The sequence below is a fragment of the Stenotrophomonas sp. HMWF023 genome (assembly GCF_003060985.1).
Taxonomy (GTDB): Bacteria; Pseudomonadota; Gammaproteobacteria; order Xanthomonadales; family Xanthomonadaceae; genus Stenotrophomonas; species Stenotrophomonas lactitubi.
In genome coordinates, this window is record NZ_QAIJ01000038.1 from 8080 (window position 1) to 16896 (window position 8817).

At 67.3% G+C, this 8817-nt stretch carries 10 protein-coding genes and 1 pseudogene; 7 read left to right on the plus strand and 4 right to left on the minus strand.

Annotated elements, in window-relative coordinates; all coding sequences use genetic code 11:
• On the minus strand, positions 1–959 hold a 959-nt coding region (locus DBR20_RS22480; protein WP_258223098.1), incomplete at its 3' end, for an exodeoxyribonuclease V subunit gamma.
• Positions 960–1153: 194 nt separating this feature from the next.
• Here DBR20_RS22480 and DBR20_RS01635 point away from each other — a divergent pair.
• The 6 genes and pseudogenes from DBR20_RS01635 (at position 1154) to DBR20_RS01660 (ending at position 5240) form a co-directional block, all read left to right on the plus strand.
• Positions 1154–1942 carry an ATP-binding cassette domain-containing protein gene (locus DBR20_RS01635; RefSeq protein ID WP_108264959.1) on the plus strand — a complete coding sequence of 263 codons (789 nt, stop codon included), beginning with the start codon at positions 1154–1156 and terminating at the stop codon, positions 1940–1942.
• Complete coding sequence (locus tag DBR20_RS01640) at positions 1942–2691, plus strand: MlaE family lipid ABC transporter permease subunit (protein ID WP_005414955.1); 750 nt, start codon at positions 1942–1944, stop codon at positions 2689–2691. Before DBR20_RS01635 ends, DBR20_RS01640 begins: the two co-directional genes overlap by 1 nt.
• Positions 2692–2749: 58 nt before the next feature.
• Positions 2750–3214: pseudogene (gene mlaD / locus DBR20_RS01645) on the plus strand (outer membrane lipid asymmetry maintenance protein MlaD); the annotation flags it as partial.
• Positions 3215–3270: 56 nt separating this feature from the next.
• Positions 3271–3933, plus strand: coding sequence for an ABC transporter substrate-binding protein (locus DBR20_RS01650; protein WP_100554254.1), 663 nt, complete (start codon positions 3271–3273; stop codon positions 3931–3933).
• Entirely contained in the window at positions 3923–4234 is a 312-nt protein-coding gene (locus tag DBR20_RS01655; RefSeq protein ID WP_100461686.1) for an STAS domain-containing protein, read from the plus strand. The genes DBR20_RS01650 and DBR20_RS01655 overlap by 11 nt, the downstream gene beginning before the upstream one ends.
• Before the next feature lies 1 nt (position 4235).
• Complete coding sequence (locus DBR20_RS01660) at positions 4236–5240, plus strand: VacJ family lipoprotein (RefSeq protein ID WP_108264960.1); 1005 nt, start codon at positions 4236–4238, stop codon at positions 5238–5240.
• A gap of 105 nt (positions 5241–5345) precedes the next feature.
• Here DBR20_RS01660 and DBR20_RS01665 read toward each other — a convergent pair whose 3' ends face one another.
• From DBR20_RS01665 to rmuC, 3 genes are all read right to left on the minus strand, one after another.
• Positions 5346–5891, minus strand: coding sequence for a glutathione peroxidase (locus tag DBR20_RS01665; protein WP_099821635.1), 546 nt, complete (start codon positions 5889–5891; stop codon positions 5346–5348).
• Between the two features lie 126 nt (positions 5892–6017).
• The gene (locus DBR20_RS01670; RefSeq protein WP_108264961.1) at positions 6018–6419 is read right to left on the minus strand and encodes a hypothetical protein; all 402 of its coding nucleotides are present in this window, start codon (positions 6417–6419) and stop codon (positions 6018–6020) included.
• 70 nt (positions 6420–6489) lie between these two features.
• Positions 6490–8037 (minus strand): DNA recombination protein RmuC, encoded by a 1548-nt coding sequence (gene rmuC / locus DBR20_RS01675; protein WP_108264962.1) that lies wholly within the window; start codon positions 8035–8037, stop codon positions 6490–6492.
• Between the two features lie 45 nt (positions 8038–8082).
• Here rmuC and DBR20_RS01680 point away from each other — a divergent pair, with 45 nt between their 5' ends.
• Positions 8083–8688, plus strand: coding sequence for a glutathione S-transferase N-terminal domain-containing protein (locus DBR20_RS01680; protein WP_108264963.1), 606 nt, complete (start codon positions 8083–8085; stop codon positions 8686–8688).
• The last annotated feature ends 129 nt before the right edge of the window (positions 8689–8817 follow it).

Consider the following 8817-nt stretch of genomic DNA (forward strand, 5'->3'; position numbering starts at 1 on the left):
AGCAGGCTGTCGGACAGCCCGCCCTGGTCCATGGTCGGCCGCGTATCTTCCTCGGGGTCGGAATAGGCGGCGATCTCGCCGGCCGGATGCACCACTTCGTAGCTGCCCAGCACCGCCATGAAATCGCGGCCGGCCGCACCCCACGCTTCCAGCAGGCGGTTCTCGCCGGCGGCCTCGCCGAACGGGTCCGGCGCGCCGCTGCGCAGGCGCTCTGCCAGGGTCTGCAAGTCGCCCCAGTAGGACTGCACCGGCGTGGGCAGATAGAAATGCAGTTCGCCCACCCGCGACTGGGTGGCCATCACCCGCAGCACGTCGGGCGAGATGTTGAGGGTGGCAAACGCCGACATCCGCAGTGGCAGGCCCTTCGGCAGCGGCTGGGCGGCGCCCTCGAAGCGGTCCAGGTAGGCCTGGATGCGGCGCGCGCGGTAACCATGGCCAGCGGCGATGCTGCGCCAGAGGATGGCCTGCGGATCGGCCGCATCGGCGCCGGCTTCCCAGCGCAGCAGCCAGTCGCGGCGCCAGGCCTGGTACTTCTCGAACACCGACGCCAGTTCGCCGGCCAGGGCCCAGGGTTTGAGCGCGTCGCCACCGGCAAGATAGGACTGCAGCGCACGCATGGGGGGCTGCGCCAGCAGGTGCGGGTCGCGCAGGGCCTGGTACAGGCGCCAATGCAGGGCGGCCGCGTCCAGGTCGTCGGCTTCGCCATCGACATTGGCGTTCAATGCACGGGCGACGAACTCACCGGGGGTGAGAAATTCCAGATTGGCGGCCACGCCATACTCGGCAGCCAGGGTCGCCTGCAGCCAGCGCCGCATCGCCACCTGCGGGATCAGCACCACCTCCGGCGCCAGCAGCGGCTGTCCCGGCACCGGCACACGCACATTGCGCGCCAGCAGCGCGGCCAGCACGTCCAGCGAATTGGAATGGTAGAGACGAAAATCGCTGCCCGGGTCACTCATCGTGCACAGTGTGCAGCACACCCGGCCGTATTCAATGCCGGGGCACGGTGATCGCGACGGATTGTTCCGGTCGTTTCAGGAATTGTCCCGGTCTGGCGGCGGTCCGGCCGTGCAACAATACTGGACCGTCCAGTCTGCTTATGTTCAGCAGTCTGACCCGATGCTTCAATGTCGAAAAAACGTTAAGGGTGCCCATGTCGGCTTCCACCTCCAGTCTGGTGCAGTTGTCCAACGTCCGCATCGACCGGAGCGGGCGCACGATCCTGCGCGACGTTTCGCTGCAGGTGCCCAAAGGCAGCATCACTGCCGTGCTGGGTCCGTCCGGCAGCGGCAAGTCGACCCTGCTGGCGGCGCTGACCGGCGAACTGCGGCCGGTTGCAGGCGACATCACCCTGTTCGGCAAGCCGATCCCGCAGCGCACCTCCGAACTGCTGGAGATGCGCAAGAGCGTTGGCGTACTGCTGCAGGGCAATGGCCTGCTGACCGACCTGACCGTGGCCGAAAACGTCGCCCTGCCGTTGCGCACCCACACCCGCCTGCCGACACCGGTGCTGCGCCGGCTGGTGCAGATGAAGCTTCATTCGGTGGGCCTGCTGGCTGCGGCCGATGCCTGGCCGCGTGAACTGTCCGGTGGCATGGCCCGCCGCGTGGCACTGGCCCGCGCATTGGCCCTGGACCCGCCGCTGATGATCTACGACGAGCCGCTGACCGGGCTGGACCCGATCGCCTCGGGTGTGATCATGAGCCTGATCCAGCGCCTCAACCACAGCCTGGGCCTGACCAGCATCATCGTCAGCCACCACGTGCACGAGACCCTGCCGATCTGCGACCAGGTGATCGCGATCGCCAACGGCGGCATCGTGTTCCAGGGCACGCCCGAGGCACTGCAGTCCAGCCAGGACCCGCTGTTGCGTCAGTTCCTGCACGGCCAGCCCGACGGCCCCATTCCGTTTGATGCCGCACCGCGCGCGAGGGTTGCCTGATGCCGTTCGTGCAAGCCACCCGTTCGCTGGGCCGTGCCGGTCTGTTCTCGCTGACCGTGCTGCGCGGTTCGCTGCCGACCCGTGATTTCCTGGCCGAGCTGACCCGCGAGATCTACAAGATCGGTGCGCGCTCGCTGCCGATCATCGCCGTGGGCGGCGCCTTCGTCGGCCTGGTGCTGACCCTGCAGGGCTACCGCACGCTGACCACCTTCGGTGCGGCCGACGCGCTGTCCACCCTGCTCGGCCTGTCGCTGTACCGTGAACTGGCGCCAGTGCTGACCGCGCTGCTGTTCATCGGCCGCGCCGGCAGCTCGATCGCCGCCGAACTGGGCCTGATGCGCGCCACCGACCAGATCAAGGCGCTGGAACTGATGGCCATCGACCCGGTGGCCAAGGCCGTGGCGCCGCGCTTCTGGGCGGCGGTACTGACCGTGCCGCTGCTGACCGGCATCTTCTGTTCGCTGGCAATCAGCGCCAGCTATTTCGAAGCAGTGCACGTACTGGGCCTGGACAACGGCGTGTTCTGGTCGGCGCTGCGCAACAGCGTGGACTTCTGGGACGACTTCGGCGTGGCGATGCTGAAGTCGGCGATCTTCGGTGGCACCGCCGCACTGGTTGCCGCCTATGTCGGTTTCCACGCCGAACCGACCATCGAAGGCACCTCCGTCGCCACCACCCGTGCGGTGGTCAACGCCTCGCTGCTGGTGCTGATGTTCAACTTCGTGCTGTCGGCAATGTTGTTCACCTAACCCCTCCATCGGCGGTGCGCATCGGCGCGCGGCCACCACGACTGATCAGGTAATCCACATGGCCATCCGCGGTCCCAGACTCGAATTCTCCGTCGGCGCTTTCCTGCTGCTGGCCCTGGCCTCGCTGATGGTGCTGGCCGTCGCCTCGACCAACCAGCGCTGGAGCTGGGGCGGCGAAGGCTATGAACTCAAGGCCCGCTTCTCCCAGGTCGGCCAGCTGCGCAAGCAGGCGCCGGTGAAGATCGGCGGCGTCACCGTCGGCCAGGTCGCTTCCATCGAACTGGACCCGGTGAAGTTCGAATCGATCGTGACCCTGCGCATGGACAGCAAGGTCAAGGACCTGCCGGCCGACACCTCCGCCGGCATCTTCACCAGCGGTTTGCTTGGCGAGAGCTATATCGGTCTGCAGCCCGGCGGTGATCCGGACGTGCTCAAGCCCGGTGAGGAAATCGTGTTCACCCAGCCGGCCGTGGACCTGCTGCAGCTGGTCGGCAAGTACATGTTCAGTGGCGGCGCCGGTGGTGGCGCTGCTCAGAAACCCAACGATGGCGAGCAGTCGCCTGCAACGGAACCGCAACCATGAAGATGAAACTGATCCCGGCCCTGCTCGCCTCGTCCCTGCTGCTGGCCACCCCGTTCCTGGCCCAGGCGCAGGCCGCCCCCGCCGCTGCCGCCGCCCCCCAGGGCCAGGCCGGCAAGGTGGTGATCGACGCCAGCAGCCGCATCATGTCGACCCTGCAGCAGCGCCGCGCTGAGTTCACCAGCAACCCGGCCAGCCTGCGCAGCTACATCGACAGCGAACTGACCCGCACCTTCGACCGCGACTATGCCGCGCGCCTGGTGCTGGGCCCGCACGCCCGCGGCGCTTCGGACGCCGACATCAAGCTGTTCGCCGATGCGATGGCCGACAGCCTGATGCAGCGTTATGGCTCGACCCTGCTCAACATCCAGGGCAAGCCGAGCTTCCGCCTGAAGGGCGAAAGCCCGCTGCCGGGCAACCGCGGCGTGCGCGTGGCCACCGAACTGGTGCGCGCCGCCAACGAGCCGACGCCGGTCGAGTACTGGATGCGCAACGTCAACGGCCAGTGGAAGATCTTCGACGTGAACATCGAAGGTATCTCCTACGTGCAGACCTTCCGCAACCAGTTCGATGCCCCGCTGCGACAGAAGGGCATCAAGCAGGTAGCCAACGATCTGCGCAGCGGCAGCATGCAGGCCGGACCGGCCGGCAATGGCAAATAAGGCGCTGGCGCTGCTGGAAGGTGACACCCTGCGCCTGCGCGGGGCGCTCGACCGTGCAGCGGTGATCGCACTGTGGCCGCAGCTGCAGGCCCTGCCGGCGCAGCTGTCGCGGCTGGAACTGGCGGAGGTCGAGCGCGTGGACAGCGCCGGCCTGGCGTTGCTGGCCGAGCTGGCCGCACGCGCGCGCCAGGGCGGTCATCCGCTGACGATCTCCGGCGCCCCCGCTGGCTACAACGAACTGAGCGCGGCCTACCGGCTGTCGCCCGACCTGGACTTCAACGCTACTTCTGCTGCGAGCTGACATGAACGTCGTGCGCGTTTTCCCTCTGATCCTCCTGGCCGCTGCGCTCAGCGCCTGTGCCGGCAAGCCGGCACGCAGCGACGCGCCGGTGGCCGATACCGTGGTTCCGTCGACTGCTGCAGCACCTGCCGCAGCCACTGCTGCTGACACCGAGCCCGCCAGCCAGCCGACCCAGGCCGACACGCCGCCCGCTGCGGCGGCCGTGGACACCGGCAGCCGTGCCCCGACAACCGATGCAGCCACCGACGCGGCGGCGACCGCTCCGGGCGGCGACAACGACTTCGATGCGCTGTACGGCACCAGTGACAACAGCCGCAGCGCTGCCGCCTACGACCCGTGGGAACCGTTCAACCGCAAGGTGCACGGGTTCAACAACGCCGTCGACCGCGGTATCGCCCGCCCGTTGGCGACCGCCTATACCCACGTGGTGCCGCGCTTTGCACGTACCGGCGTAAGCAACTTCTTCAGCAACCTGCGTGCGCCGCTGACCATCACCAACCAGCTGCTGCAGGGCCGACCGGCCGATGCGTGGGACAGCCTGGGCCGGTTCCTGATGAACAGCACGCTGGGCATTGGTGGCCTGTTCGACCCGGCCAGCAAGGCGATGGTGCCGCGTCGCAACGAGGACTTCGGGCAGACCCTGGGTGCCTGGGGCTGGCGTCGTTCGCGTTACGTGGAACTGCCGTTCTTCGGCCCGCGTACCGTGCGTGATGTGTTCGGCCTGGCCGGTGACATCCCGTTGTCGCCGATCCGCCGCATCGAAAGCGACAAATACCGCATCGGCCTGCAGGGCCTGCAGCTGGTCGATACCCGTGCACAGCTGCTGGCGATCGACGACCTGCGCGATACCGCGGTGGACGAGTACGCCCTGGTCCGCGATGCCTGGATGCAGCGCCGCAACTACCAGATCGAGAACGATCTGCGCAGCAAGCGCGAGCGTGGCAGCGACGATGCGAACTCGCCGATCCCGGTCGATGCGATGCCGATGCCGCAGTGGACCAACTGACCGCTGCCGGCAACGCATGAAAAAACCCCGCTTCGGCGGGGTTTTTTGTTTTACCGACGTCCACCGACCTTCCGGTAGGTGCCAACCTTGGTTGGCACGTCGTCTTCAGGCCGCCAGCGCCGCCTCGACCGCTTCGCGCAGGCGCGCATCATCGGCGGCAACGTCCGGGGCGAAGCGGGCGATGACCTTGCCATCGCGGCCGACCAGGAACTTCTCGAAATTCCACAGCACCGCCGGTGCCGGGTGGATCGGAATCTCCTTGCTGGCCAGACGCTCGCGCAGCGGGCCTTCGCCGATCGCCTGCGGCTGCGCGGCGGTCAGCTGCTGGTACAGCGGGTGGGTGTCTTCACCGGCCACGCTGATCTTGGCGAACATCGGGAAGCTCACGTCGTAGGTCAGCTGGCAGAACTGCTGGATCTCGGCCTCGCTGCCCGGCTCCTGGCCGAGGAAGTTGTTGGCCGGGAAGCCCAGCACTTCCAGACCCTGCGCGTGCTTCTCCGCGTACAGCGCCTGCAGGCCTTCGTACTGCGGGGTCAGGCCGCACTTGGACGCCACGTTGACCAGCAGCAGTACCTTGCCCTGGTAGTCGGCAAGCGAGGACGGCTGGCCGTCGATGGTGGTGAGGGAAACATCCTGGATCGAGGTACTCACGCGGGGGCTCCGGCTACAGCTGGGAAAGGCCCACCAGCATACCGCCGCACGCGCTGTTGTAGAGCCGAGCCCATGCTCGGCTGATGCCACGGTAGCCGAGCATGGGCTCGGCTCTACAGGACATCCTCAATCCACGCAGATCGTGCCCTGCGCCTTGCCATCGTCGACGCGCTGGCGGCAACCGAAGTTCTGGCTGACATCACGCTGGCAGGTGCCGGTCGCCACCGCACCGGCAGCGACCTCGCCCGTCGCCAGGCACTGTCCGCTGCAGTCGCTCTTGCTGCTGCAGGACTTGCCCGCGTCGGCATAGGGAATCACGCACTGCACGCGTTGCAGGCGGCCCAACGGCTGCAGCGTACCGCCCGCCGCGCGGCAGTCCACATCGCGTGCTTCTTCATAGGCTGCAGCAGCTTCGGGGCTGTCGGCCGCCGTGGCTACCGTGCCCGCGTCTTCACTGGCTGGTGGCGCACTGCTGCAGGCTGCAAGCAGCGCGCCCAGGGCAAAGCTGGCAAGGAATCGGAGGCGCATGGCGGTACCTGAAGGGTGTGGACGGCGCCAGCATACGCACCCGCTCATGCAGGTGGCGTGTCAGCGCCGCTCAGGCCTCTTCACCCTCGTTGCCTTCTTCGCCACCCTCCTCGGGCAGCAGGCTGTCGGGAAGCAACTGCCGACTCTGTTCGGCCGGCAGCGACTCGACATCCCGCAGCTTCCGGGCAATGGCACGCGTGCGTACCCCCGTCTGGTCAATCTGCTTGCTGGCCTGGTCGAGCTTGGTCTTCACGCTGTCGAGCACGCTACCGAATTTGCCGAACTCAGTTTTGACGGCACCCAGCAACGTCCACACTTCACTGGACCGCTGTTCGATGGCCAGCGTGCGGAAGCCCATCTGCAGACTGTTGAGCAGCGCGGTGACGGTGGTCGGCCCGGCCACCACCACGCGATGCTCGCGCTGCAGCAGGTCGACCAGGCCCGGGCGCCGGATCACCTCGGCATACAGTCCTTCGGTGGGCACGAACATCACCGCAAAATCGGTGGTGTGCGGCGGCACGATGTACTTCTCGCAGATCGACTTGGCCTGCACGCGGATCGCGCGTTCCAGCTGGATGCCCTGCAGGCGCACGCCCTCGGCATCCCCCTGTTCCTGTGCATCAAGCAGGCGCTCATAGTCTTCGCGCGGGAATTTGGAATCGATCGGCAGCCAGACCGGCGTGTCGTCGTCGCGACGACCCGGCAGGCGCACGGCGATGTCGACCATCTCGTTGCCGTCAGGACGCACCTTCACCCCACGCGCATACTGTTCCTGGGTGAGGGTCTGCTCGAGGATGTTCTCCAGCTGCACTTCCCCCCAGCTGCCGCGGTTCTTGACGTTGGTCAGGACCCGCTTCAGATCGCCCACGCCGGTCGCCAGCTGCTGCATTTCACCGAGCCCGCGCTGCACCTGCTCCAGTCGTTCGGACACCAGCTTGAACGAATTGCCCAGCCGCGTTTCCAGCGTGGACTGCAGCTTCTCGTCGACGGTATGGCGCATCTGCTCGAGCTTCTGCGCGTTGTCGGCCTGCAGCGCGCGCAGCTGTTCTTCCAGGGTGGCGCGCATTTCCGAGATGCGCTGTTCGTTGCGCTGGGTCAGCTCCTGCAGGCGCAGGCCCAGGCTCTCGGTCAGGCGCTGCTGCGACTGCGCGCCTTCTTCGCGGCCCTTGCGGGCATCCTCCACCAGGGCCTGCCGCAGCGCACCGAACTGGGTGTCGGTACGCGCTGTCAGTTCCTGCAGCTGCTGGCCAAAGGCATGGATGCGCGCCTCCTGCTGCTGGCCGAACACATCCAGCTGCACGCGCAGTTCCTGCAGGCGTTCACCCAGCGAAGCGGCACTGCGTTGCTGGCTGTCGGCCGCCTCGGCGCGGGCCTTGCGCGCATCTTCGCCCAGCGCTTCGCGCAGCAGATCCAGACGCTGATCGGTGCGGGTGGACAGATCGGTCAGCGCGCGCGCGAACCCATCGAGCTGCTCGCGCAACTCGCTGCGTCCGACGCGTGCTTCATCACGCACGGCCTGTTCCAGGCGATCGTGGGGAGGGCGGCGCAGCAGCGCCACCAGTTGCAGGATCAGCACGACCAGCAGCAGGCCGGCGACGAGGAGGAATTCGGTTTGCATGTGGCAAGTGTAGGCTGGCCCAGTCTCAAGTGCTGAAACGCGCCCATGCTTGTTCTCTACGGAAAGCCCACCTCGATCAACGTACGCAAGGTGCTGTGGCTGTGCGCCGAACTCGATCTCCCGCTCACGCATGACCCGACGCCCGCGCCGGACCTGCTGGCCACGCTGAATCCGAACCGGCAGGTGCCGGTGCTGCGCGATGGCGACTTCGTGCTGTGGGAGTCCAACAGCATCTGCCGCTACCTGTCCGCACGCCAGGGCCGCACTGACCTGCTGCCCGCCGCGGCGCAGGACCGCGCCAAGGTCGAGCAATGGATGGACTGGCAGGCCACCGACCTCAACAGCGCCTGGCGCCACGTGTTCATGGCCCGCGTGCGCCAGCACCCCGACTTCGCCGACGACGCGCGCGCGGAGGCCAGCCTGACGCACTGGAACCAACTGATGAACGTGCTCGACCACCAGCTTGCCGCCAGCAACGCCTACGTGGCGGGCGGCACGTTCACCCTCGCCGACATCGTCCTCGGCCTGTCGGCGCAGCGCTGGCGCAGCACCCCCGGCAACAAACCGGTGCTGCCGCATGTGGACGCCTGGTTCGAGCGCCTGCGCTCCCGTCCTGGCTTTGCCGAGCATGTGGACAACGGCGTGGCGTAAGGAGGTTTCCGGCAGGGCTGCGCCCTGCACCTGCAGAGGCAACGTCAACGTCAAAGGCTGGCATTCCGAGGGATGGCGGGGTGGCGGGTGGCATGGGTTTGCGGGACACGCCGTAAACCCATCCATGGG

Coding starts and splice junctions, on each gene's coding strand:
- DBR20_RS01635 (WP_108264959.1), top strand. CDS start 1,154: ATGTCGGCTTCCACCTCCAGTCTGGTGCAGTTGTCCAACGTCCGCATC.
- DBR20_RS01640 (WP_005414955.1), top strand. CDS start 1,942: ATGCCGTTCGTGCAAGCCACCCGTTCGCTGGGCCGTGCCGGTCTGTTC.
- DBR20_RS01650 (WP_100554254.1), top strand. CDS start 3,271: ATGAAGATGAAACTGATCCCGGCCCTGCTCGCCTCGTCCCTGCTGCTG.
- DBR20_RS01655 (WP_100461686.1), top strand. CDS start 3,923: ATGGCAAATAAGGCGCTGGCGCTGCTGGAAGGTGACACCCTGCGCCTG.
- DBR20_RS01660 (WP_108264960.1), top strand. CDS start 4,236: ATGAACGTCGTGCGCGTTTTCCCTCTGATCCTCCTGGCCGCTGCGCTC.
- DBR20_RS01670 (WP_108264961.1), bottom strand. CDS start 6,419: ATGCGCCTCCGATTCCTTGCCAGCTTTGCCCTGGGCGCGCTGCTTGCA.
- rmuC (WP_108264962.1), bottom strand. CDS start 8,037: ATGCAAACCGAATTCCTCCTCGTCGCCGGCCTGCTGCTGGTCGTGCTG.
- DBR20_RS01680 (WP_108264963.1), top strand. CDS start 8,083: ATGCTTGTTCTCTACGGAAAGCCCACCTCGATCAACGTACGCAAGGTG.